The sequence below is a fragment of the Streptomyces sp. JNUCC 63 genome (genome assembly GCF_054366325.1).
On record NZ_CM135963.1, the window covers coordinates 6,193,970 to 6,216,832 of the forward strand.

At 72.8% G+C, this 22,863-nt stretch carries 19 protein-coding genes; 15 read left to right on the forward strand and 4 right to left on the reverse strand.

Going from position 1 to position 22,863, the window contains the following annotated elements; all coding sequences use genetic code 11:
* Positions 1-86: 86 nt before the first annotated feature.
* The 3 genes from recN to ACX25U_RS28515 all read left to right on the forward strand — a co-directional run bounded on the left by recN (position 87) and on the right by ACX25U_RS28515 (position 3,861).
* Entirely contained in the window at positions 87-1,805 is a 1,719-nt protein-coding gene (gene recN, locus ACX25U_RS28505) for a DNA repair protein RecN (RefSeq protein ID WP_454394553.1), read from the forward strand.
* Positions 1,806-1,824: 19 nt separating this feature from the next.
* Positions 1,825-2,598 (forward strand): hypothetical protein, encoded by a 774-nt coding sequence (locus tag ACX25U_RS28510; protein WP_454384129.1) that lies wholly within the window; start codon positions 1,825-1,827, stop codon positions 2,596-2,598.
* 132 nt (positions 2,599-2,730) lie between these two features.
* On the forward strand, positions 2,731-3,861 hold the full coding sequence (locus ACX25U_RS28515) for a glycosyltransferase family 4 protein (RefSeq protein ID WP_454384131.1): 1,131 nt from the start codon (positions 2,731-2,733) through the stop codon (positions 3,859-3,861).
* 7 nt (positions 3,862-3,868) lie between these two features.
* Here the strand turns inward: ACX25U_RS28515 and ACX25U_RS28520 are convergent, their stop codons facing one another.
* On the reverse strand, positions 3,869-5,536 hold the full coding sequence (locus ACX25U_RS28520; RefSeq protein ID WP_454384133.1) for a PucR family transcriptional regulator: 1,668 nt from the start codon (positions 5,534-5,536) through the stop codon (positions 3,869-3,871).
* Positions 5,537-5,774: 238 nt separating this feature from the next.
* Positions 5,775-7,577, reverse strand: coding sequence for a glycoside hydrolase family 15 protein (locus ACX25U_RS28525; RefSeq protein WP_454394555.1), 1,803 nt, complete (start codon positions 7,575-7,577; stop codon positions 5,775-5,777).
* 524 nt (positions 7,578-8,101) lie between these two features.
* Here ACX25U_RS28525 and ACX25U_RS28530 point away from each other — a divergent pair.
* The 10 genes from ACX25U_RS28530 (at position 8,102) to ACX25U_RS28575 (ending at position 19,920) form a co-directional block, all read left to right on the forward strand.
* On the forward strand, positions 8,102-9,751 hold the full coding sequence (locus tag ACX25U_RS28530) for a CTP synthase (protein WP_454384134.1): 1,650 nt from the start codon (positions 8,102-8,104) through the stop codon (positions 9,749-9,751).
* Between the two features lie 103 nt (positions 9,752-9,854).
* Complete coding sequence (locus ACX25U_RS28535) at positions 9,855-10,481, forward strand: NUDIX domain-containing protein (protein ID WP_454384136.1); 627 nt, start codon at positions 9,855-9,857, stop codon at positions 10,479-10,481.
* 23 nt (positions 10,482-10,504) lie between these two features.
* Complete coding sequence (locus ACX25U_RS28540; RefSeq protein WP_454384138.1) at positions 10,505-10,933, forward strand: hypothetical protein; 429 nt, start codon at positions 10,505-10,507, stop codon at positions 10,931-10,933.
* 180 nt (positions 10,934-11,113) lie between these two features.
* Complete coding sequence (locus ACX25U_RS28545; RefSeq protein WP_454384139.1) at positions 11,114-13,201, forward strand: tetratricopeptide repeat protein; 2,088 nt, start codon at positions 11,114-11,116, stop codon at positions 13,199-13,201.
* Between the two features lie 135 nt (positions 13,202-13,336).
* Positions 13,337-14,461, forward strand: coding sequence for an alanine dehydrogenase (ald, locus tag ACX25U_RS28550; RefSeq protein WP_454384141.1), 1,125 nt, complete (start codon positions 13,337-13,339; stop codon positions 14,459-14,461).
* A gap of 400 nt (positions 14,462-14,861) precedes the next feature.
* Positions 14,862-15,998: a ParA family protein gene (locus ACX25U_RS28555; protein ID WP_454384143.1), complete on the forward strand. Its 1,137-nt coding sequence runs from the start codon at positions 14,862-14,864 to the stop codon at positions 15,996-15,998.
* Positions 15,995-16,555 (forward strand): hypothetical protein, encoded by a 561-nt coding sequence (locus ACX25U_RS28560; protein ID WP_454384145.1) that lies wholly within the window; start codon positions 15,995-15,997, stop codon positions 16,553-16,555. The genes ACX25U_RS28555 and ACX25U_RS28560 overlap by 4 nt, the downstream gene beginning before the upstream one ends.
* 604 nt (positions 16,556-17,159) lie before the next feature.
* Positions 17,160-18,200, forward strand: a complete 1,041-nt coding sequence (locus ACX25U_RS28565; protein ID WP_454394557.1) for a segregation and condensation protein A — start codon at positions 17,160-17,162, stop codon at positions 18,198-18,200.
* Positions 18,193-18,843, forward strand: coding sequence for an SMC-Scp complex subunit ScpB (scpB, locus tag ACX25U_RS28570; protein WP_454384147.1), 651 nt, complete (start codon positions 18,193-18,195; stop codon positions 18,841-18,843). Before ACX25U_RS28565 ends, scpB begins: the two co-directional genes overlap by 8 nt.
* Positions 18,844-18,855: 12 nt before the next feature.
* Positions 18,856-19,920, forward strand: coding sequence for a pseudouridine synthase (locus tag ACX25U_RS28575; RefSeq protein WP_454384149.1), 1,065 nt, complete (start codon positions 18,856-18,858; stop codon positions 19,918-19,920).
* Here ACX25U_RS28575 and ACX25U_RS28580 read toward each other — a convergent pair.
* Complete coding sequence (locus tag ACX25U_RS28580; protein WP_454384151.1) at positions 19,917-20,612, reverse strand: nucleotidyltransferase domain-containing protein; 696 nt, start codon at positions 20,610-20,612, stop codon at positions 19,917-19,919. The genes ACX25U_RS28575 and ACX25U_RS28580 overlap by 4 nt on opposite strands.
* A 22-nt stretch (positions 20,613-20,634) precedes the next feature.
* Positions 20,635-21,126, reverse strand: a complete 492-nt coding sequence (locus tag ACX25U_RS28585) for a Rieske (2Fe-2S) protein (RefSeq protein ID WP_454384153.1) — start codon at positions 21,124-21,126, stop codon at positions 20,635-20,637.
* A 236-nt stretch (positions 21,127-21,362) separates the two neighbouring features.
* Here ACX25U_RS28585 and aroH point away from each other — a divergent pair, with 236 nt between their 5' ends.
* The gene (gene aroH / locus ACX25U_RS28590; RefSeq protein ID WP_454384155.1) at positions 21,363-21,725 is read left to right on the forward strand and encodes a chorismate mutase; all 363 of its coding nucleotides are present in this window, start codon (positions 21,363-21,365) and stop codon (positions 21,723-21,725) included.
* On the forward strand, positions 21,722-22,807 hold the full coding sequence (locus ACX25U_RS28595; RefSeq protein ID WP_454384157.1) for a prephenate dehydrogenase: 1,086 nt from the start codon (positions 21,722-21,724) through the stop codon (positions 22,805-22,807). Before aroH ends, ACX25U_RS28595 begins: the two co-directional genes overlap by 4 nt.
* Positions 22,808-22,863 lie beyond the last annotated feature (56 nt).

Genomic DNA, 22,863 nt, shown 5'->3' on the forward strand with positions numbered 1-22,863 from the left:
GGTGGGGCCACTCACGTGGGTGACATGCGCGGCCTGTGTGCGCTCCCCACCCCTGACCTCGTAAGGTCGGGGACGTGTTGGAGGAGATGCGGATACGGTCGCTCGGAGTGATCGACGACGCCGTTGTCGAGCTGTCGCCCGGGTTCACCGCGGTCACGGGTGAGACGGGTGCGGGCAAGACCATGGTGGTCACCAGCCTGGGGCTGTTGCTGGGCGGGCGTGCGGATCCGGCGCTGGTGCGGATCGGGGCGGACAAGGCGGTCGTGGAGGGACGGGTCACCGTGCCCGCGGACGCCTCCGTCGCCGTACGGGCCGAGGAGGCCGGCGCCGAGCTCGACGACGGGGCGCTGCTGATCAGCCGTACCGTTTCCGCCGAGGGGCGTTCCCGGGCGCACCTGGGCGGGCGGAGCGTGCCCGTGGGGCTGCTCGCCGAGCTCGCCGACGACCTGGTGGCCGTGCACGGGCAGACCGACCAGCAGGGGCTGCTGAAGCTGTCCCGGCAGCGGCAGGCCCTCGACCGGTACGCGGGCGACGCGGTCGCCGTGCCGCTCGCCAAGTACGCCGAGGCCTACCGGCGGCTGCGGGCCGTCTCCGCCGAGCTGGAGGAGATCACCACGCGCGCGCGTGAGCGGGCCCAGGAGGCCGACATGCTGCGCTACGGCCTCGACGAGATCGCCGGGGTCGAGCCGCGTGCCGGGGAGGACGTGGAGCTGGCCGAGGAGGCGGAGCGGCTGGGGCACGCCGAGGCGCTGGCGTCCGCCGCGACGGCCGCGCACGCCGCTCTCGCGGCCAGTCCGGAGGACCCCGAGGGCATCGACGCGGCCACCCTCGTCGCGGGCGCCCAGAGGGCACTGGAGGCCGTGCGGGCGCACGATCCGGCGCTGGCCGAGCTCGCCGACCGCATCGGCGAGATCGGCATTCTGCTCGGTGACGTGGCCGGGGAGCTGGCGGGGTACGCCGACGACCTGGACGCCGACCCGCTGCGGCTGGCGGCGGTGGAGGAGCGGCGGGCCGCGCTCGGCGCGCTGACCCGCAAGTACGGCGAGGACGTGAGCGCCGTGCTCGCCTGGGCCGAGCGCGGTGCCGCCCGGCTGACCGAGCTGGACTCCGACGACGAGCGGATCGGTGAGCTGACCGCCGAGCGGGACGCGCTGCGCACCGAACTGGGCGGGCTCGCCCAGGCGCTGACGGACGCCCGGACGGAGGCCGCGGAGCGGTTCGCCGCCGCCGTGACCGCCGAGCTGGCCTCGCTGGCCATGCCGCACGCGCGCGTGTCGTTCGCCATCCGGCAGACCGAGGACCCCGAGGGCGTCGAGGTGGGCGGCCGGACTGTCGCCTGTGGACCGGCCGGCGCCGACGAGGTCGAGCTGCTGCTCGCCCCGCACCCGGGCGCGCCGCCCCGGCCGATCGCCAAGGGAGCGTCCGGCGGTGAGCTGTCGCGCGTGATGCTGGCCGTCGAAGTGGTCTTCGCGGGGACGGACCCGGTGCCGACGTACCTGTTCGACGAGGTGGACGCGGGCGTCGGCGGCAAGGCCGCGGTGGAGATCGGGCGGCGCCTGGCCCGGCTGGCGAGGACCGCCCAGGTCGTCGTCGTCACCCACCTGCCCCAGGTCGCCGCCTTCGCCGACCGCCAGCTGCTGGTCGAGAAGACCAACGACGGCTCGGTGACCCGCTCCGGTGTGAAGGTGCTCGAGGGCGAGGACCGCATCCGGGAGCTGTCCCGCATGCTCGCGGGGCAGGAGAACTCGGAAACGGCCCGGGCGCACGCCGAGGAACTTCTCGCCACGGCCCGGGCGGACGGCTAGGGCGTCGTAGGGTGGCGGGATGATCTCCCGTATCGCCACCTCCTTCGCGCTGGCCGCCGGTCTCGCCCGGGCCGGGACCGCCGGGCTTCGTGCCGCCGCGCCCGGTGGGCGCGGGCGCTGGGAGCGGACGAACCACGCGGGGCGGACCGTCGGGCTGTACGCCGGACCGGCGACGGCCGCGGCGGTCGCCGCGGCCGTCGGGCGGGTGCGGCCCGCGGCCGGGGCGGCGGTGCTGGCCGCCGGGGTCTGCGGGGCCTATGACGACGTCGCCGGGGCCGGTGACCCGCGCCGTGGGTTCCGGGCGCATCTGGCCGCGCTGAGGGGCGGTGAAGTCACCAGCGGGGCGGTCAAGTTGTTCGGGATCTCGGCCGCCGGGCTCGCCGCCGGCGCGCTGCTGAAGGAACGGCCGCTGGACAAGGTCCTCGCCGGGGTCGTGATCGCCGGGGCCGCGCACGCCGTCAACCTCCTGGACGTACGGCCCGGCAGAGCCGCCGGCGCGGTGCTCGCGCTCGCGGCGCCCGGGCTGCTGCGCGGCGGACCGGGCGCGGAACTGGCCGCCGCCACCACGGGAGCCGCCGCGGCCGTCCTGCCCGAGGACCTGGGGGAGCGCGCGATGCTCGGCGACACGGGGGCGCACGCCCTGGGCGCGGCCCTCGGTGTGGCCGCCGTCGCGTGCAACGGACGCGCCGGACTGATCGCGCACGCCCTCGCGGTGGTGGCCGCCGCCGTATACGGCGAAAAGGTGAGCGGACAGAAGGGGACGCCAAGCCTTCAACTTCACTCGTCCGAGTGACCCGTACGTACTGGCATCCTTGGAGCCGGGGCAGTACGCCTGGCAAGGGCGCGCGGTTCAGCCCCCCCCGGCTCGATACCTTCTGTACGTTTCCCCGTGACCGCCCGACGCCGAACCAGGAGCCCCGGCCACGTGAGCCCCGTGAGCAGCCACGCATCGCACGGCCGGTCTCTGCTGCGCACCGTGCAGGTGCTGGGCGGAGGCAACGCCGGCAGCAGCGCGCACGTACGGTCGCTGGCCGCCGGACTGGTCGCGAGGGGCGTACGGGTCACGGTATGCGCCCCCTTCGAGGCCGACCGCGCCTACGGTTTCACCGACGTCGGCGCCCAGCACGTGCACGTGCCCCGCAGCAGCGACCCGGTGTCCGTGGCCGCGCTGCGCACGGTCTGCGCGGACGCCGACCTGGTGCACGCGCACGGGCTGCACGCCTCCTTCCGCGCGGCGCTCGCGCTCAGCGGCCGGAATACACCCCTGGTGGTCACCTGGCACGACCACGCGCACGCCGACGGACCCCGCGCGCATCTGCTGCGGCTGCTGGAGCGCCGGGTGGTGAAGGCCGCCACCGTCGTGCTCGGCACCACCTCCGGACTCGTCGACCGGGCCCGCCGCCGGGGCGCCCGGGACGCGAGGCTCGCCGCGGTCGCGGTGCCCCCGCCGGCCGCCGGATACGAGCACCCGGACCGCCCGCGCTCCAAGGTGCGGGCCGAACTCGGCGCCACCGACCGGCCGTTGCTCCTCGCCGTCGCCTCCCTGGACCCGGACCGCGGCCACGAGCTGCTGCTGGACGCCGCCCGCGCCTGGCGCCTGCTGGACCCCGTGCCGCTGGTCCTCGTCGCGGGCGAGGGACCGCTGCGTGCCCAGTTGCAGCGGCGGATCGAGGACGAGGAGCTGCCCGTCCGGCTCCTCGGGCGGCGCGAGGACGTCGGTGAGCTGCTGGCGGCGGCCGACGTGGCGCTGCTGCCCAGGAGTGGGGAGGCCCGCTCGGTCCTCGCCCAGGAGGCACTGCACGCGCGCGTGCCGCTCGTCGCCGCACGCACGGGCGGCATCCCCGAACTCGTGGGCGACGCGGCCGAACTGGTCCCGGACCAGGACGCGGAGGCGTTCGCCGGTGCCGTCGTACGGCTGCTCGGCGATCCCGAACGCCTGGAAGCGCTGCGGGAGATGGGCGACCGGCAGGCCGCCACCTGGCCCACCGAGGATGAGACGGTCGCCCAAGTGCTCAGTATCTACGACGAGTTGACCCAGCCCAGGCCGCTGGGGTGACGGCCCGTCAGGGAACGTGCCGACGGGCCTGCAGGGCCAGGCTCAGCGCCAGCACCGTCTGCGGGTCGTCGAGGTCGGTGCCCAGCAACTCCCCGATCCGGGCGAGGCGGTTGTAGAGCGTCTGCCGGTTCAGATGCAGTTCGCGCGCCGTCTCCGCCTTGCGGCCCGCGTTCGCCAGGTACGCCTGCAGGGTGGGCAGCAGCGGCGGCTTCGACCGGCGGTCGTGGTCCACCACCGGGCCGATCGCACGGTCCACGAAGGCCGCCAGGTCCGGGTGGTCGCGCAGCCGCCACAGCAGCAGGTCGATGTCCAGGCGGCGGGCGTCGTACCAGGGCCGGTCCGGCAGCCCCTGCGCCGCCGTCGCCGCCTCGGCCGCGTGCCGCAGCCCTGCCGAGGCGGCGGCCCAACCGCCCGCCACGCCGACCACCACCACCGGCGGCTGCCCGCCCGGCCGGTGCATCCCCGCACGCTCCGCACCCGCCCGCAGCGCCGCCGCGACCCGGTCCGCTACCGCCGCCCGCTCCGCCTCCGAGCGCAGCCCGACCAGCAGCGGCACCCGGCCCTCCACGGGCCGTACGCCCAGCAGCACCGGCACGCCCACCGAGGCCAGCTCCTCCGCGACCGCGCGGGCCAGCACCGTCCAGCCTCCGCCACTGGCCACCGGGCTCGAACCCGCGGTGCCCCCGGCGGGCGCGAGCGTGTCGCCCAGGCGCATGACGATGGGCAGCAGCGGGCTGCTGCCCGGCTTGAAGCCGAGCACGCGGGCCTGAGCGGGGGCGTCCTCGGCGGCGATACGGCCCTCGGCGAGGTCGGTGAGGAAGTCGCCGCGACCGCGCGCCGCCAGCTCCTCCTCCTGGCGGGCGTGCATCAGCACCACGGCCAGGACGCCCGCCGCCCGCTCGGCCGCCATCCGGTGCACCGGGGCCAGCGGCGAGCGCACCGGCAGCATCACCAGCCGGGCGCGCACCGAGCCGGTGCCGGGGCCGCCGCCGGGTACGTCCACGAGGACCGAACCGGCCGGAGGCGAGGCGTCCTTGTGCTGGCCGCGCAGCCCCTCCCAGACCTGCAGCGGATCGGCACCCTCGGGGCCGGAGCCGGCCGCGTACAGCAGCTGCCCGTCCGGGGTCTCCAGGAAGACGGGGTTGCCGCAGAAGTCGGCCAGGATGACCAACACCTGGGGAATTCCGCCGCCGCCGAGCAGCGCCTGGGTGCAGCGGCGGTGCACCTCCTCGGCGCGCTGGAGCAGCGCGTAGTGGCCGTTGACGATCTCCGTGTGGATCTCCTCGGTGACCGTCACGAACGGCACCTCGCGGTGCAGCTGGACGAGCGGGAGACCGGCGTTCCGGGCGGTCTCGACGAGGGCGGCGGGCAGGCGTGTGAAGCGGGGGCCCAGCTCCACGACGAGGGCCGCGATGCCGCGGTCGGCGAGGGTGCGGACGAAGGCGCGCTGGTCGGCGGGGCGGGTGCCGAGGCCGTAGCCGGTGGTCAGCAGGAGTTCGCCGCCCTTGAGGAGGGAGGCGATGTTGGGGACCTCGCCGGCGTGCACCCAGCGGACGGTGCGGGTGAGTTTGTCGGCGCCGGCGAGGACCTCCGGGAGGCCGCTGCGGAGGCCGGGCAGTTCCAGGGCGCGTTGAACGGTGATGCCGGTGCCCTCTGGGTCGAAGCTGCGGTCCATGGAGCGGACGGTACCTGTGCCTGGGGCGCGGTGGCAGCCTTGGGCACCCTGAGTTGTTCGGGTGCCCTGAGCTGGGATGACCGTGGGGTGGGTGCGCTCGCCCCGCTTGAGGGGTGCAGCTGCGCCCACCCTCCCCCAAGCTCTCGACTCCGCTCGAGCAGGGGGGACCCCCATCGCCCTGGGGGACCCCCTGCTCGAAGAGCTTGGGGGAGGCACGACTGCCCGCAGCTGCGCGGCTTCAGCCTCCGTACGCGCCGCTCGCCGTCAGGCGCAGGGCCGTGTCGATCAACGGGACATGGCTGAAGGCCTGGGGGAAGTTGCCCACCTGGCGTTGGAGCCTCGGGTCCCATTCCTCGGCCAGCAGGCCCAGGTCGTTGCGCAGGGACAGGAGCTTTTCGAAGAGTTTCCTCGCCTCGTCGACGCGGCCGATCATCGCCAGGTCGTCGGCCATCCAGAACGAGCAGGCGAGGAAGGCGCCCTCGTCGCCGGGCAGGCCGTCGACGCCCGCGTGGTCGCCCTCGGTGGGGTAGCGCAGGATGAAGCCGTCCGGCGTGGACAGCTCGCGCTGGATGGCCTCGATGGTGCCGATCACCCGCTTGTCGTCCGGCGGCAGGAAGCCCATCTGCGGGATGAGCAGCAGGGAGGCGTCCAGTTCCCGGGAGCCGTAGGACTGCGTGAAGGTGTTGCGCTCCTTGTCGTAGCCCTTCTCGCACACGTCCCGGTGGATGTCGTCGCGCAGCAGCTTCCACCGCTCCAGCGGACCGTCGGCGTCCCCGGACTCGATGAGCTTGATGGTGCGGTCGACGGCGACCCACGCCATGACCTTGGAGTGCACGAAGTGGCGGCGCGGGCCGCGCACCTCCCAGATGCCCTCGTCCGGCTCCTGCCAGTGCTTCTCCAGGTACTCGATGAGCTTGATCTGGAGCAGGGAGGCGTAGTCGTTGCGGGCCAGACCCGTCATGTGGCCCAGGTGCAGCGCCTCGATGACCTCGCCGTACACATCCAGCTGGAGCTGGTGGGCGGCGCCGTTGCCGACCCGGACCGGGGCGGAGTTCTCGTAGCCGGGCAGCCAGTCCAGCTCGGCCTCGCCGAGCTCGCGCTCGCCGGCGATGCCGTACATGATCTGCAGGTTGTCGGGGTCGCCGGCGACGGCTCGCAGCAGCCACTCGCGCCAGGCACGGGCCTCCTCGCGGTAGCCGGTGCGCAGCAGCGAGGACAGGGTGATCGCCGCGTCCCGCAGCCAGGTGTAGCGGTAGTCCCAGTTGCGTACGCCGCCGATGTCCTCCGGCAGGGAGGTGGTGGGGGCCGCGACGATGCCGCCCGTGGGGGCGTACGTCAGGGCCTTGAGCGTGATCAGGGAGCGGACCACGGCCTCGCGGTAGGGGCCGTGGTACGTACAGTGCCCGACCCACTCGCGCCAGAACTCCTCCGTCGCCTCCAGCGACTGCTCCGGCTCCGGCAGCGGCGGCGGCTCCTTGTGCGAGGGCTGCCAGGAGAGCGTGAACGTGATCCGCTCACCCGCTGCGATCGTGAAGTCCGCGTACGTGGTCAGCGACTTGCCGTACGTCTTCGTCGGTGTGTCGAACCACACGGAGTCCGGGCCCGCCACCGCCACCGTGCGCCCCTCGTGCCGGTGCACCCACGGCACGATCCGGCCGTAGGAGAAGCGCATGCGCAGCGCCGAGCGCATCGGCACCCGGCCCGAGACGCCCTCCACGACGCGGATCACTTGCGGGGCGCCGTCGCGCGGGGGCATGAAATCGGTCACGCGGACCGTGCCGCGCGGGGTGTCCCACTCGGATTCCAGGACCAGCGAGTCGCCGCGGTAGCTGCGCCGGTCCGCCGTGGGTGGCTCGGTGCCGGCAGCGTGGGCGGGGCCGAGGCGCCAGAAGCCGTGCTCCTCGGTGCCCAGCAGGCCGGCGAAGATGGCGTGCGAGTCGAAGCGAGGAAGGCACAGCCAGTCCACTGTCCCGTCCCGGCAGACCAGAGCAGCGGTCTGCATGTCTCCGATGAGTGCGTAGTCTTCGATGCGCCCGGCCACGTGCAACTCCAGTCGAACGGCCACGTCACACCCCGCGAAGGGGCTGTCGCTAGTGCGGTCAAGGGGTGGTTGTAATGCGTCGTTGAGCGGTGAGGCAAAAGCGCCGGTCAGCCGCGGGGGCAGATCGACAACTCTTGCTCAACGAACTGACGAGCTCTTGTTGTTTCCGGGTCATTACGGGCGGGGGTGGTGCCGTGTTGCCGGCCGGGCTCCTCAGTGAGTGTCCGAGCAGGATACGACGCACGTAGATGATCTGCGTGCCGCTCCGGACAACCCGCATGTGGCGAACGAGTGAGCCATGGGTGAGAGACCTGTACGTTGGTGCGTACCCGTGTCGGGACGTGCGCGGAGCGTGGCCGTAAGCCATGTCCGCCCGGCGCTGATACCCTGGTAGCCCGTGGACCGGTGGGCTCGAAACCCCCGAACCGCAGCGACGGCACCTCAGCCGGATCACCCGGGTTCCCCGGGCCGGACTGCCGTACCGCACACGATCCAACCGCGACCACGGGAGCCCTCTCTTGGCCATGCCGTCCAAATCCACGACGACCAAGCACATCTTCGTCACCGGGGGTGTCGCCTCCTCGCTCGGCAAGGGCCTCACCGCCTCGAGCCTCGGCATGCTGCTCAAGGCCAGGGGCCTGCGCGTCGTGATGCAGAAGCTCGACCCGTACCTGAACGTCGACCCGGGCACGATGAACCCCTTCCAGCACGGTGAGGTGTTCGTCACCAACGACGGCGCCGAGACCGACCTGGACATCGGCCACTACGAGCGCTTCCTCGACCGGGACCTGGACGGCACCGCCAACGTCACCACCGGCCAGGTGTACTCCACGGTGATCGCCAAGGAGCGGCGCGGCGAGTACCTGGGCGACACCGTGCAGGTCATCCCGCACATCACCAACGAGATCAAGCACCGCATCCGCCGCATGGCCACCGACGAGGTGGACGTCGTGATCACCGAGGTCGGCGGCACGGTCGGCGACATCGAGTCGCTGCCGTTCCTGGAGACCGTCCGCCAGGTCCGCCACGAGGTCGGCCGGGACAACGTCTTCGTCGTGCACATCTCGCTGCTGCCCTACATCGGCCCCTCCGGCGAGCTGAAGACCAAGCCGACCCAGCACTCGGTCGCCGCCCTGCGCAACATCGGTGTCCAGCCGGACGCGATCGTGCTGCGCTGCGACCGCGAGGTGCCCACCGCGATCAAGCGCAAGATCTCCCTGATGTGCGACGTCGACGAGGCCGCCGTGGTCGCCTGCCCCGACGCCCGGTCGATCTACGACATCCCGAAGGTCGTGCACTCCGAGGGCCTGGACGCCTACGTCGTGCGCAGGCTGGACCTGCCCTTCCGTGACGTGGACTGGACGACCTGGGACGACCTGCTGGACCGCGTCCACAACCCCGAGCACGAGATCACCCTCGCCCTGGTCGGCAAGTACATCGACCTGCCCGACGCCTATCTGTCGGTGACCGAGGCGCTGCGCGCGGGCGGCTTCGCCAACAAGGCCCGCGTGAAGATCAAGTGGGTCACCTCGGACGACTGCAAGACCCCGGCAGGCGCCGAGGCGCAGCTCGCCGACGTCGACGGCATCTGCATCCCGGGCGGCTTCGGCGACCGCGGCGTGCTGGGCAAGGTCGGCGCGATCCGCTACGCCCGGGAGAACAGGATCCCGCTGCTGGGTCTGTGCCTGGGCCTGCAGTGCATCGTGATCGAGGCCGCGCGCAACCTCGCGGGCATCTCCGACGCCAACTCCACCGAGTTCGACCCGGCCACCGCCCACCCGGTGATCTCCACCATGGCCGAGCAGCTGGACATCGTCGCCGGCGAGGGCGACATGGGCGGCACGATGCGGCTCGGCATGTACCCGGCCAAGCTGGCCGAGGGCTCGATCGTGCGCGAGGTCCACGACGGCAGGGAGTACGTCGAGGAGCGGCACCGCCACCGCTACGAGGTGAACAACGCCTACCGCGCGGAGCTGGAGAAGAAGGCGGGCATCGTCTTCTCCGGCACCTCCCCGGACGGCAAGCTCGTCGAGTACGTGGAGTACCCGCGCGACGTCCACCCCTACCTGGTCGCCACCCAGGCGCACCCGGAGCTGCGGTCGCGCCCGACGCGCCCGCACCCGCTGTTCGCGGGCCTCGTGAAGGCCTCGGTCGAGCGGAAGAATTCCAAGTAGCACACCCGGTTGTACGGTTGCGGGGGTGCGTTCCCTCAAAGGTGAGCACCCCCGCTCTCTTCGTGCACGTCCTGTGCACGTCGCAAGATCGGAAGGACAGGGCATGACGATCAAGGACACCCCGGAGGAGTGGGAGATCCGGGCGACGGACACGCCCTTCGTGGGCGGCAAGACCTCCGTCCGCACCGACGACGTGGTCATGCCCGACGGCTCCGTGGCCCGCCGCGACTACCAGGTCCATCCCGGGTCCGTGGCCGTCCTCGCCCTCGACGACGAGGACCGGGTGCTGCTGATCCGCCAGTACCGCCACCCGGTGCGGCAGCGGCTGTGGGAGATCCCGGCCGGCCTGCTCGACGTGCCCGGCGAGAACCCGCTGCACGCCGCCCAGCGCGAGCTGTACGAGGAGGCGCACGTCAAGGCCGAGGACTGGCGGGTGCTGACCGACGTGTACACCACCCCCGGCGGCTGCGACGAGGCCGTACGGATCTTCCTCGCCCGGGGCCTGTCCGCGGTGGAGGGCGAACGCTTCGCGGCGGAACACGAGGAGACCGACATGGAGCACGCGCGCGTGCCGGTCGATGAACTGGTACGCGGCGTCCTCGCGGGCGAACTGCACAACAACTGCCTCGTCGTGGGCGTTCTCTCCCTGGTCGCCGCACGCCAGGGCGACGGCCTCGACGCACTCCGCCCGGCCGAGGCGCCGTGGCCGGCGCGTCCCTTCGCATCCTGAAGGCGAGGCGCCGACGCCTCGCGGTGGGCGTTCTGGCTGTGGCGGTGACGGCGGCGGCCGCCGCGTGGGCGGTAGCCGCCGTCAAGAGCCGGCAGGTGCGCCCGGCGACCGTCGCCTCCCGCTCCGCGGTCGTCGGCACCTGGAAGGTGGAGGGCGGGGACGGCTGGATCCGGCTCGGCGCCGACGGCCGTTTCCGGGCGGTGGGCCTTCCCGCGCAGGTGTTCACCCCCGGTCCGTGGGCGGACGGGGTGACGAGCGCCACCGGGGCCTGGGCACTGGGCGACAGCGGTGGCTGGGTGCCGCTGAAACGGGCCGGCGTGACCGACGCGGAGACGGACTACGACTACATCGGTCTGGGCATCGTCGAGACCGGCGGTGCCACGCGTCTGTGCGTGGGATCGGGCGACCCGGGAGTGCTGTGCGACTTCCTGTTGCGGCGTGCCTCCGCCTGACCCGGACGGGCGTCGGTGCCGGACACCCGCCCCGTCCGGTGTGACGATCGCCTGATCCGATCGGGCGACGTGCCCGCCGTGCTCCTCCCGGAACGTCGCGGAGCGTGAACTAGGCTCTGGACAGCGCCCGGACCGGAGTCCCGGCGGGCTTGCGCGTGCGGTGGGACGGGAGTGTGGCCCGTGACGGACCAGGCGGTGGACGCAGGTGGGGTGGACCTCTCCGGGAGGGACCGGTCCCCCGCGGCCACCAAGAGCGCCTTCCTGGGCCGTACAAGGGAGTTGAAGGAACTGCGCGCCGACATCGAGCGGGCCGGGCTCGACACCCTCTCCGGCCGCAAGGCCCCACGCGCGCGTGTACTGCTGATCGCGGGCAGGCCCGGCTCCGGCCGTACGGCGCTCGCCGAGGAACTCGTACGGCAGGTCGCGGACGGCTACCCCGACGGCGTGCTGCGCGCCCGGCTCGCCGAGCCCGACGGCACCCCCGTGCCGGTCGAGCGCGCCGCCCGCGACCTGCTCACCGACCTCGGCCTGCCCACCCCGCCCGGCGCCGCCGAGGACGAGCTGACCGAGGCCCTGCGGGACGCGCTCGCCGAGCGCCGGGCGCTGCTGCTGCTCGACGACGCGGCCGGGGCCGAGCAGGTCGACGCGTTGCTGCCGGACAACGCCGGCTGCCTGCTCGTCGCCGTCTCCCGGGGCCCGCTCACCGGGATCGCGGACGTCCGCCCCTGCACGCTCGGCGGCCTGGACACCAAGTCCGCCGTGGAGCTGCTGGCCCAGCACATCGATCCGGTGCGCATCACCGTCGACCCGCGCGCCGCCGAGAGCCTGGCCGAGGTCTGCCAGGGCCAGCCCGCCGCGCTCGCCCTGGCGGGCGGCTGGCTCGCCGCCCGCCCCAAGGCCGCCGTCGCCGACCTCGCCGGGCAACTGCACGCCGACACCGGCGAGGGCCCCGCGCTCGCCCGCGTGCTGCGGCTCGTGCACGCCACCCTGCCGGGCCCGGCCGCCCGGATGCTGCGGCTGCTCGCCCTCGCCCCGGCCGGAGACGTCGACCCGCACACCGCCTCCGCGCTCGCCGGCTGCTCGGTCGAGGCGGCCCGCGCCTTCCTCGAGGACTTCGCCGCCCTCGGCCTGCTGCGGGCCCTGCCCTCGCCGCTGCCGTGCTACGAGGTCCCCGGCTGTCTGCACCCGCTGCTGCGGGCCCTCACCGAGCGCCAGGACCGCCCCGCCGAGCTGCAGCTGGCCCGCGCCCGGATGCTGGAGCGGACCGTACGGCTGCTGCAGTCCTGCCGGGCGATCACCGAGACCGACAGCCCCGAGACCCGCGAGAAGCTCAAGAGCCTGCCCCCCGCGCTGCGCTTTCCGACCCCGCGGGCCGCCGAGGACTGGCTGCGCGCCCGCCGTCCCGCCCTGCTCGCCGCCGCCCGGCTCGCGGTCGCCGACGGCGAGCTGGACACCCTGGCCCGGCGGCTGATGTCCCAGCTGGTGCGGGCCATGGTCGCCCATCTCGGCACCCGGGCCGCCGCCGGTGACCTCTACGGTGTCCACCGGCTCGTCCTCGACGTGGCCGAGCGGCAGCGGCTGCCCCGGGAGAAGGCCGCCGCCCTGCTGAACCTCGCCGACCTGGACGCCCGTACCGGCCGTACCACCGAGGCACTGGTCCGCTACCGGGCCGCGCTGGACGCCGGGCGCGAGGCGAACGACCCGTACGCGACCGGCCGCGCGATGGAATCCGTAGGCGGCGCCCACCAGGAGCTCGGGGACTACGACCGGGCCGCCGACTGGTTCGGCCGTGCCCTGGCCCAGCGCCTCGCGCGCGGGGAGCGCGAGGACGCCGCCCGCCTCTACGGCCGCATCGCCGCCGCGCACACCTACGCCGGCCGCTACGGCGAGGCGCTGCGCAACTGGCGGGCCGCCGTCGCCGCGCACCGCAAGGCCGGCGATGTCGCCGCCCACGCGCGGGCGTTGAGCGAACTGGCACGCGTCCAGGAGTACGCCGGGCGGCCCGCGGAGTGCCTGCGCACCTGCCAGGAGGCCGTCGAGTGGGCGCGCCGCGCGGAGGACGTGCGGTTGCAGGCGGCGCTGCAGCTGCGGCTCGCCGACACCCTGGAGCGGCTGGGCGATCCGGCCGCGGCGGCCCTGCACCGCGGGGCGGCCGAGCGCATGCTCGGTGACGAAATCCACGCGGGTGAGGACGGCGGCGCGGCGGACACATGGCCGGAACAAGAGGCCAACGCCTGCGAAATCCGCAGTACGCCTACTGAAGGTTGATGCAATGAAAGGCTAGACAGCGGGAATGCCTTCATTAGACTGGCCCTACCGCTCGTTCTCCTGCGGTGTCTTCTGGTATGCCCCCGCATGCCGGGGTACGTGTTGCATTGCCCCACATTCTCTGAGTCAAGGACCGTGATCGACGTGAAGGTCGGCATCCCCCGCGAAGTCAAGAACAACGAGTTCCGGGTGGCCATCACCCCCGCCGGCGTGAACGAGCTGGTGCGCAACGGCCACCAGGTCGTCGTCGAGCGGAACGCCGGCGCCGGCTCCTCGATCCCGGACGAGGAGTACGTGGCCGCCGGCGCCGAGATCCTCGACACCGCGGACGAGGTCTGGGCCGGCGCCGACCTGGTGCTGAAGGTCAAGGAGCCCGTCGCCGAGGAGTACCACCGCCTCCGCAAGGACCAGATCCTCTTCACCTACCTGCACCTGGCCGCCTCCAAGGAGTGCACGGACGCCCTGCTGGAGGCCGGCACCACGGCGATCGCCTACGAGACCGTCGAGCTGCCCAGCCGCGCGCTGCCGCTGCTCGCCCCGATGTCCGAGGTGGCCGGCCGGCTGGCCCCGCAGGTCGGCGCCTACCACCTGATGCGCGCCGCCGGCGGTCGCGGCGTGCTGCCGGGCGGCGTCCCGGGCGTGCCGGCCGGTGAGGCAGTCGTCATCGGCGGCGGCGTCTCCGGCTGGAACGCCGCGCAGATCGCCATCGGCCTGGGCTTCCACGTGACCCTGCTCGACAAGGACATCAACAAGCTCAAGGAGGCGGACAAGATCTTCGGTACGAAGATCAAGACCGTCGTCTCCAACGCCTTCGAGCTGGAGAAGGCCTGCCTCGAGGCCGACCTCGTCGTCGGTGCCGTGCTCGTCCCGGGCGCCAAGGCCCCGAAGCTGGTCAGCAACGAGCTGGTGTCCCGGATGAAGGCCGGAAGTGTCCTTGTCGACATCGCGATCGACCAGGGCGGCTGCTTCGAGGACTCCCACCCGACCACGCACGCCGAGCCGACCTTCAAGGTCCACGAGTCGGTGTTCTACTGCGTCGCCAACATGCCCGGCGCGGTGCCCAACACCTCCACCTACGCGCTGACCAACGCCACGCTGCCGTACATCGTCGAACTCGCCAACCGCGGCTGGGCGGAGGCGCTGCGCCGCGACCCGGCGCTGGCCAAGGGCCTCAACACCCATGACGGCAAGGTGACTTACCGCGAGGTCGCGGAGGCGCACGGCCTGGAGCACGTGACCCTGGAGTCCCTGCTGGCCTGAGCAGGTCGCCAAGTCGCCAAGGTGTGAAAGGCGATACGTCAACACACGCAGCCAACGGCACATCTCCGGCCGGACCTTGACCGACAAGGTCCGGCCGGATGTGTGTATGGTCACCCTGCCGCACCCGGTCAACTCGCCTCGAACGTAACCATTCGACCGATTCACGCACCGGTGAAACCTGCCGTGCGACGGCCGTACGCCCTTGACAGCCGGATGTTTCATTGCCGACACATCGGGCCGGGTCCGGCGGATTGTGTTGCTGCGGATGCCCGACACGCCATAGAGTCGCCAATCGTCGGCATGGTGCCACGCTGACCTGTCTAGAAGTTTCCTGGTCACCAAGGAGGTAAGACGACTTGTGAATGAGTCGACATTTTCTCCCGGGGGTGGTCAACCAGGAATGCCTGCGCGGGGCCAGGGTCCCACGGGGCTCGAGGCTGTCGGCTCCGTTGCTGTGCGCACCTTCGCAGCCCACCGGAGTCACCGGACGTCAGGGGTGACTCAGTCAGCACACCAGAGCATGGATGGCCATCACGTGAACGCCATGGCCGGCGACGGAAGTGGCGCGCCCCACAACCACTTCGCCGACTACGACGAACTGCCCGAGGGGCACTTCTACGACCCCGACGCCGAGTACGAGCCCGACCCCGAGTACGCGGCCACGCTCGCGCCCGACGCCGCTCGCCAGCGCCGTGAGCGCATCGGCCCGACCGGGCGTCCGCTGCCGTACTTCCCGATCCCGGGTCCGCTGACCGACCACGGACCCGCGAAGATCATCGCGATGTGCAACCAGAAGGGCGGCGTCGGCAAGACCACGTCGACCATCAACCTGGGTGCCGCGCTCGCGGAGTACGGCCGCCGGGTGCTGCTCGTGGACTTCGACCCGCAGGGCGCGCTGTCGGTGGGTCTCGGCGTCAACCCCATGGAGCTCGACCTCACCGTCTACAACCTGCTCATGGAGCGGGGCATGTCCGCGGACGAGGTCCTGCTGAAGACGGCGGTCCCCAACATGGACCTGCTGCCCAGCAACATCGACCTGTCGGCCGCCGAGGTCCAGCTGGTCTCCGAGGTCGCGCGCGAGTCGACGCTGCAGCGGGCGCTGAAGCCGCTGATGGACGACTACGACTACATCGTCATCGACTGCCAGCCCTCGCTCGGCCTGCTCACCGTCAACGCCCTCACGGCCGCGCACAAGGTGATCGTGCCGCTGGAGTGCGAGTTCTTCGCGCTGCGCGGTGTCGCGCTGCTGACCGAGACCATCGAGAAGGTCCAGGAGCGGCTCAACCCGGAGCTGGAGCTCGACGGGATCCTCGCCACGATGTACGACTCGCGCACCGTGCACAGCCGTGAGGTGCTCGCGCGTGTCGTCGAGGCGTTCGACGACCACGTGTACCACACGGTCATCGGGCGCACGGTCCGCTTCCCGGAGACCACGGTCGCCGGTGAGCCGATCACCACGTACGCCTCCAACTCCGTCGGTGCCGCCGCCTACCGCCAGCTCGCCAGGGAGGTGCTCGCCCGGTGTCACGCCGAGTGAGTCTGCCGGGGGCCGACGAGCTGTTCCGTACGACAGGGGGGACGGCGCTCCAGCCGTCCACTCCCCGGCGCCAGGCCGGCAACGGCGAGGCCCGGGTGCCCGCTCCCGCGGGGGAGAGCGACGCGGTGGCCGCCTCGGCGGAGGACGCGCCGCAGTCGGTGCCCGCGCAGGGCGGCGACGGCGGGGGCGCGGAGCACGTGGCGGTGGAGGCGGAGCCGACGGACGCGGGCGAGTCCCGCAGCCGGTCCGCTGCCGCGGAGCGGCCCGTGCGGCGTGGGGCGGCGCAGGAAGGTTCTGCCGCCGCGCCGCCGCGCAAGCGGGGCCGCGGCACCCCGCGCCGGCCCAGCGGGCGGGAGCGGCACGACGAGAAGATCACTGTGTACGTGTCCGCCGAGGAACTCATGGACCTGGAGCACGCCCGCCTGGTGCTGCGCGGCGAGCACGGTCTGGCGGTGGACCGCGGCCGCATCGTCCGCGAGGCGGTCGCCGTGGTCCTGGCCGACCTGGAGTCCCGCGGCGACGCGAGCATCCTGGTACGGCGGCTGCGCGGCCGTTAGGGCGCACCGGGCCCGCGCCCACCTGGGCGGACAGGCCCCATGGCCGGGGACCCGGCCCGATCCGCCGGACCAGCCCTGGTCGGCCGCGCGGGGCGGTAAGCGATAGCCTGCGACGGTCATGACCTCGAACGACGCTCCCACCCCCACCGGTCGTAGACGCCCCCTCGGCCGCGGCCCGGGAACGGCTTCCCCCCGCCCACCCGAGCCGCCCGCCGACCACACCCGGCCGTCGGCGACCCGGGCAGCCGAGGACGGGGTCGCGGACGAAGCGAACCTGACCACTCCCCGAGCCGATCCCCGACCGGAGCCCGAGGCGGGACGCCGTGGAGAACCCGGGGCCGAGGCGGTCGAGACGCTTCTCGAGCCGCACCCCGAGACAAGCCGGCACCCACAGCCTGCGGCCGGTTCCCTGCCGGGGACCGCGGGTGGAGTGGAGGCCGAGGCAAACGCTCGGCCAGGGTCCGAGGGGGATCCGCACCCGCGGGTTGCGGCCGGTTCCGGGACGCAGGCCGTGGGCGGGGCGGGGCCCGAGGCGAGCACTTCGCAGGAGCCTGAGGGGAGCTTGCACCCGCAGTCTGTGGCGGGGGCCGGGACGCAGGCCGGAGTGAGCCCGCAGCCGCCGCTTGGTGCGGGTCTGGGCCCGCGGGTTGCGGGCGGTCCCGGGACGCAGGCCTGGGATGGGGCGGGGCCCGAGGCGGGTCTCCCCCCGCAGGCTGAGGCGGGCGGGCCGCAGGGCCAGGCGGGCTTGCCGTCGGAGGCCGGGGGCGGGGTGGGCGACGACGGCGGTGGCGGCAGGGGGTTCAAGGTTCGGCTTGCGAACTTCGAGGGGCCGTTCGATCTGCTGTTGCAGTTGATTTCCAAGCACAAGCTCGATGTCACCGAGGTGGCGCTTTCCAGGGTCACCGATGAGTTCATGGCGCACATCCGGGGGATGGGGCCGGACTGGGATCTGGACGAGACCACCGAGTTCCTGGTCGTGGCGGCCACGTTGCTCGATCTGAAGGCCGCTCGGCTGCTGCCCGCCGCCGAGGTGGAGGACGAGGCCGACCTGGCGTTGCTGGAGGCCCGGGATCTGCTGTTCGCCCGGCTGCTGCAGTACCGGGCGTACAAGCAGATCGCCGACATCTTCAGCCGGCGCCTGGAGGAGGAGGGCCGGCGCTGCCCCCGTACCGTCGGACTGGAGCCGCACCACGCCGAGCTGCTGCCCGACGTCGTCATCAGCATCGGCGCGGAGGGCTTCGCCAGGCTCGCGGTCAAGGCGATGCAGCCCAAGCCCAAGCCGCAGGTGTACGTCGACCACATCCACGCCCCGCTGGTCAGCGTGCAGGAACAGGCCGGGATCGTCGTCGCGCGGCTGCGCGAGCTGGGCGAGGCCAGCTTCCGCGCGCTCGTGGAGGACACCGACGACACGCTCACCGTCGTGGCCCGCTTCCTCGCGCTCCTCGAGCTGTACCGGGAGAAGGCCGTCGCCCTGGAGCAGGAGGCGGCCCTCGGCGAGCTCATCGTGCGGTGGACCGGAGGGGACGGGGACACGACGCCCGTGGTGACCGACGAGTTCGACCGGCCGCCCGGGGAGAGCAAGGAGCCCAAGGAGTCCAAGTCCAAGGAGTCCAAGGAGTCCAAGGAGGAGAAGAAGCGTGAGTGAGGAGATCATCGAGCCGGGCGCCGGGCAGCCCGCCGTCGCCGAACTCGAGCTCAAGCCCGCCCTGGAGGCCGTCCTCATGGTCGTGGACGAGCCCGCCACCGAGGAGCACCTGGCGAAGATACTCCAGCGGCCCCGGCGGCAGATCGCGGACGCGCTGCGCGAACTGGCCGACGAGTACACCGCGCAGGGCCGCGGCTTCGAGCTCAGGCTCGTCGCCGGCGGCTGGCGCTTCTACACCCGCCCCGAGTACGCCGCCGCCGTCGAGGGCTTCGTACTCGACGGCCAGCAGGCCCGCCTCACCCAGGCCGCCCTGGAGACCCTCGCCGTGGTCGCCTACCGCCAGCCGGTCAGCCGCAGCCGCGTCTCGGCCGTACGCGGAGTCAACTGCGACGGCGTCATGCGCACCCTGCTCCAGCGCGGTCTGGTCGAGGAGGCGGGCGCGGAACCCGAAACAGGTGCGATCCTGTACAGGACGACGAACTACTTCCTGGAGCGGATGGGCCTGCGCGGTCTGGACGAGCTCCCGGAGCTCGCGCCCTTCCTCCCGGAGGCGGAGGCGATCGAGGCCGAGACCCAGGAGGGCGTACCGTCGTTCGACCCGGACGCGCCCGACGCGCCCGGCGGTCAGGACGCAGACGACTAAGACGGAACATTGATGCGAAGCAGCGGCAGGAACAGCGGACGCGGCAACTACCGCGGCGCCGGCGACAACCGGGACGAGCGGCAGGGGCAGGGACGTCCCCGCCGGCCCCGCCCCGAGGAGCGCCGCTACGACGTGGGCCCCGGCGCCACCGAGGACGGCCCGAAGTCGGGGCGCGGCGGCGCGGCCCGCGGCGGCGCCAAGGGCGGCCCGAAGCAGGCACAGCAGCCGCAGCGGCGCGGCCGTACGGCCCCCGCCCGCTCCCGTGAGTACGAGGCGCGGGCCGAGGAGCGCAACCGCGAGCGGTATGCCGGCAAGAAGGACGTCAAGCTGCCCAAGACCTTCCCCGGCGCCGAGCAGGAGGGCGAGCGGCTGCAGAAGGTCCTCGCGCGCGCGGGATACGGTTCGCGGCGCGCCTGCGAGGAGCTGATCGAGCAGGCGCGGGTCGAGGTCAACGGCGAGATCGTCCTGGAGCAGGGCCGCCGGGTCGACCCGGCGAAGGACGAGGTCAAGGTCGACGGCCTGACGGTGGCCACGCAGTCGTACCAGTTCTTCTCGCTGAACAAGCCCGCCGGTGTCGTCTCCACCATGGAGGACCCGGAGGGCCGCCAGTGCCTCGGCGACTACGTCACCAACCGCGAGACGCGCCTGTTCCACGTCGGCCGCCTGGACACCGAGACCGAGGGCGTCATCCTGCTCACCAACCACGGCGAGCTGGCCCACCGCCTGACCCACCCCAAGTACGGCGTGCGCAAGACCTACCTCGCGCACATCGTCGGCCCGATCCCGCGCGACCTGGGCAAGAAGCTCAAGGACGGCATCCAGCTGGAGGACGGCTACGCGCGCGCGGACCACTTCCGGGTCGTCGAGCAGACAGGCAAGAACTACCTGGTCGAGGTCACCCTCCACGAGGGCCGCAAGCACATCGTCCGCCGCATGCTCGCCGCCGCCGGCTTCCCGGTCGACAAACTCGTCCGCACCGGCTTCGGCCCCATCACCCTCGGCGACCAGAAGTCGGGCTGGCTGCGCCGCCTGTCCAACACGGAGGTCGGCAGGCTGATGCAGGAGGTCGACCTCTAGGCGGGTGTCGCCCGGCAGGCCGATGCGTGGCGGACGTGGTGCAGGAAGTCCTCCACGCGCCGGCGGTCGGGCTCCTCGGGGAGGGGCGAGTGGTGGGACGCCTCCTCGGCCTGCGCCGCCAGGCGGGTCATCCATGACTCGACCGCCGGCCACGGGACCTCGCCGCGCTTGACCGACAGCAGCCGGTCGCGTTCGTCGCCCACGTCGAGGGTCAGCCGGCCCGTGCGCAGCAGGTCGCGGACGCCGGCCAGCAGCCGTAGCAGGTGCATGGCGTGCTTCCAGCGCGGGGCGCCGTGCGTGCGGAGGTCCGCGTCGAGCTTGCGGCGCTGGCCGAGGGCGTAGCCGGTGAAGGTCTCGTACACCCGCCGGGACAGGAACGCCCCGCGCAGGGCGAGCAGCTCGCGGCCCGTGTCGTCGGCGTACTCCACCAGCGGCGAGTGGAGGCACTCCAGGATGTTCGGGTTCGCGCGCAGCGCCAGTTCGCAGAAGCGCTCCAGCTCCCAGCTGAACTGTTCGGGCAGCGGGCCGTCCACGTGCGTGGGCGGTTTCTCGAAGCGCCAGAACAGGGCGGTGGGGGCGAGGAAGACGCCCCGGCGGTCCGTGTCGCTGTCGTCCGTCGCCAGCCCGAAGGCCCTCGACCCCATGACACAGGCGTAGATCGTGTGGTCGCGTACCAGGTTCCCGGGCTGCATGCCCGGGAGCGTACGCGGCTCCTCACGCCAGGCTGATGGAATTTCCCTCGACCTTGATCGGCTTGGTGGGCAGTGGCAGGGTCGCCGGGCCTTGGGCCACGGAACCGTCGGCGATGCGGAAGCGGCTGCCGTGGCAGGGGCAGTCGATGGTGCCGTCGGCGACCCGGCTCACCGTGCAGCTCTGGTGCGTGCAGATCGCCGAGAAGGCCTTGAACTCGCCCTTCTTCGGCTGGGTGACCACGACCTTCGCCCGCGTGAAGACCATGCCACCGCCTTCCGGGATGTCCCCCGTGCTCGCCAGCACCCGCCCGGCGGCGGCCGTGCCCATGGAGGGGGAGGACGTCGTCGCGGCGGGTGGGGTCTGCGAGGGGTGGGACGTCTCCGGGGAGGGTGACGTCTCCGGGGAGGGTGACGTCTCGGAGTTGCCGCTGCCGCTGGTGCTGCCGCAGCCCGCCGTCACGAGCGCCGCCGCACCCGTGGCGAGAACCGTGCGCCGCGTCGAGCCCTGAGTCATGTCGTTACTCCGAGGGTGCAGGGAGAAGGGGAAGAGCTCCGAGCGGAGCTCCAGCATCTTCGCACCGAACACGGCCAATGCGAAGCAAATCTGAACAGAACGCAATAAAAGATCCATTTTCCTTGTCGTCTCAGCGGGCGGGCGCCGCCCACCCCGATCCCGCGGTCTGTCTAGGCTGGATGTCCGAGAGCCGATACACACGTCAGCCGATACACACGTCAGCAAGGAGCAGCGCCGTGGCGGTACGAGCGGTCCGGGGGGCCGTCCAGCTGGAGCGGGACGAGGCCGGTCACATGGACGAGCGGGTCGGAGCCCTGCTCACCGCCGTCCTGGAGCGGAACGGCCTCACCGCCGACGACCTGATCAGCATCTGGTTCACGGCCACCCCCGACCTGCACAGCGACTTCCCGGCCGCCGCGGCCCGCAAGCTCGGCATCACCGACGTACCGCTGATCTGCGCCCAGGAACTGGACATCGAGGGCGCCATGCCCCGGGTCGTCCGCGTCCTCGCGCACATCGAGTCCGGCCGGCCGCGCGCCGAGATCGCCCATGTCTACCTCGGTGCGGCGGCCGCCCTGCGCAAGGACATCGCCCAATGAGAACCGCCCTTGTCATCGGCACCGGGCTCATCGGCACCTCGGCCGCCCTGGCCCTCGCCCGGCGCGGGGTGGTCGTGCACCTCGCCGACCACGACCCGGAGCAGGCCCTCACGGCCGCCGCGCTCGGCGCCGGCACGGACGAGGCCCCGGACGGGCCCGTCGACCTCGCGATCGTCGCCGCACCTCCGGCACATGTGGCCGGGGTGCTCGCCGACGCCATGCGCCGGGGCCTGGCCCACGGCTACCTGGACGTGGCCAGCGTCAAGGGCGGCCCGCGCCGCGAGCTGGAGTCGCTCGGCCTGGACCTGACCGCCTACATCGGCACCCATCCCATGTCGGGCCGCGAGAAGTCCGGCCCGCTGGCCGCGACCGCCGACCTCTTCGAGGGCCGCCCCTGGGTGCTCACCCCCACCCGGGACACCGACACCGAGGTGCTCAACCTCGCCCTGGAACTGGTCTCGCACTGCCGTGCGGTTCCGATCGTGATGGACGCCGACGCCCACGACCGCGCCGTGGCCCTCGTCTCCCACATGCCCCACCTGGTCTCCAGCATGGTCGCCGCGCGTCTGGAGAACGCCGAGGAGGCGGCCGTACGGCTGTGCGGCCAGGGCATCCGGGACGTGACCCGGATCGCCGCATCCGACCCGCGGATGTGGATCGACATCCTGTCCGCCAACCCCGGACCGGTCGCCGACCTGCTCTCCGACGTCGCCGCCGACCTGGACGAGGCCGTCCGGGCCCTGCGCGCCCTGCAGTCCTCCGACGAGGCCAAGCGCCGCGAGGGCAGCGTCGGCATCGAGGACGTGCTGCGGCGGGGCAACGCCGGCCAGGTCCGGGTGCCCGGCAAGCACGGGTCCGCGCCGCACGTGTACGAGGTCGTCGCCGTCCTCATCGACGACCAGCCCGGCCAGCTGGCCCGCATCTTCGCGGACGCGGGGGTGGCCGGGGTCAACATCGAGGACGTACGGATCGAGCACGCCACCGGGCAGCAGGCCGGTCTGGTGCAGCTGATGGTCGAGCCGAAGGCGGCGCCTCTCCTGACGGCGGCCCTGCGGGAACGGGGCTGGGCCATCCGCCAGTAAGAGGGGGTCCGGGAAGCCAGTAACCTTGTGCGGGGCGCTCTACGACCCGGCGCCCC

What these genes read in the sequence shown, in the direction of transcription:
- recN (WP_454394553.1), top strand. Translation starts at nt 87, where the DNA reads ATGCGGATACGGTCGCTCGGAGTGATCGACGACGCCGTTGTCGAGCTG.
- ACX25U_RS28510 (WP_454384129.1), top strand. Translation starts at nt 1,825, where the DNA reads ATGATCTCCCGTATCGCCACCTCCTTCGCGCTGGCCGCCGGTCTCGCC.
- ACX25U_RS28520 (WP_454384133.1), bottom strand. Translation starts at nt 5,536, where the DNA reads ATGGACCGCAGCTTCGACCCAGAGGGCACCGGCATCACCGTTCAACGC.
- ACX25U_RS28530 (WP_454384134.1), top strand. Translation starts at nt 8,102, where the DNA reads ATGCCGTCCAAATCCACGACGACCAAGCACATCTTCGTCACCGGGGGT.
- ACX25U_RS28535 (WP_454384136.1), top strand. Translation starts at nt 9,855, where the DNA reads ATGACGATCAAGGACACCCCGGAGGAGTGGGAGATCCGGGCGACGGAC.
- ACX25U_RS28555 (WP_454384143.1), top strand. Translation starts at nt 14,862, where the DNA reads ATGCCTGCGCGGGGCCAGGGTCCCACGGGGCTCGAGGCTGTCGGCTCC.
- ACX25U_RS28575 (WP_454384149.1), top strand. Translation starts at nt 18,856, where the DNA reads ATGCGAAGCAGCGGCAGGAACAGCGGACGCGGCAACTACCGCGGCGCC.
- ACX25U_RS28580 (WP_454384151.1), bottom strand. Translation starts at nt 20,612, where the DNA reads ATGCAGCCCGGGAACCTGGTACGCGACCACACGATCTACGCCTGTGTC.
- ACX25U_RS28585 (WP_454384153.1), bottom strand. Translation starts at nt 21,126, where the DNA reads ATGACTCAGGGCTCGACGCGGCGCACGGTTCTCGCCACGGGTGCGGCG.
- ACX25U_RS28595 (WP_454384157.1), top strand. Translation starts at nt 21,722, where the DNA reads ATGAGAACCGCCCTTGTCATCGGCACCGGGCTCATCGGCACCTCGGCC.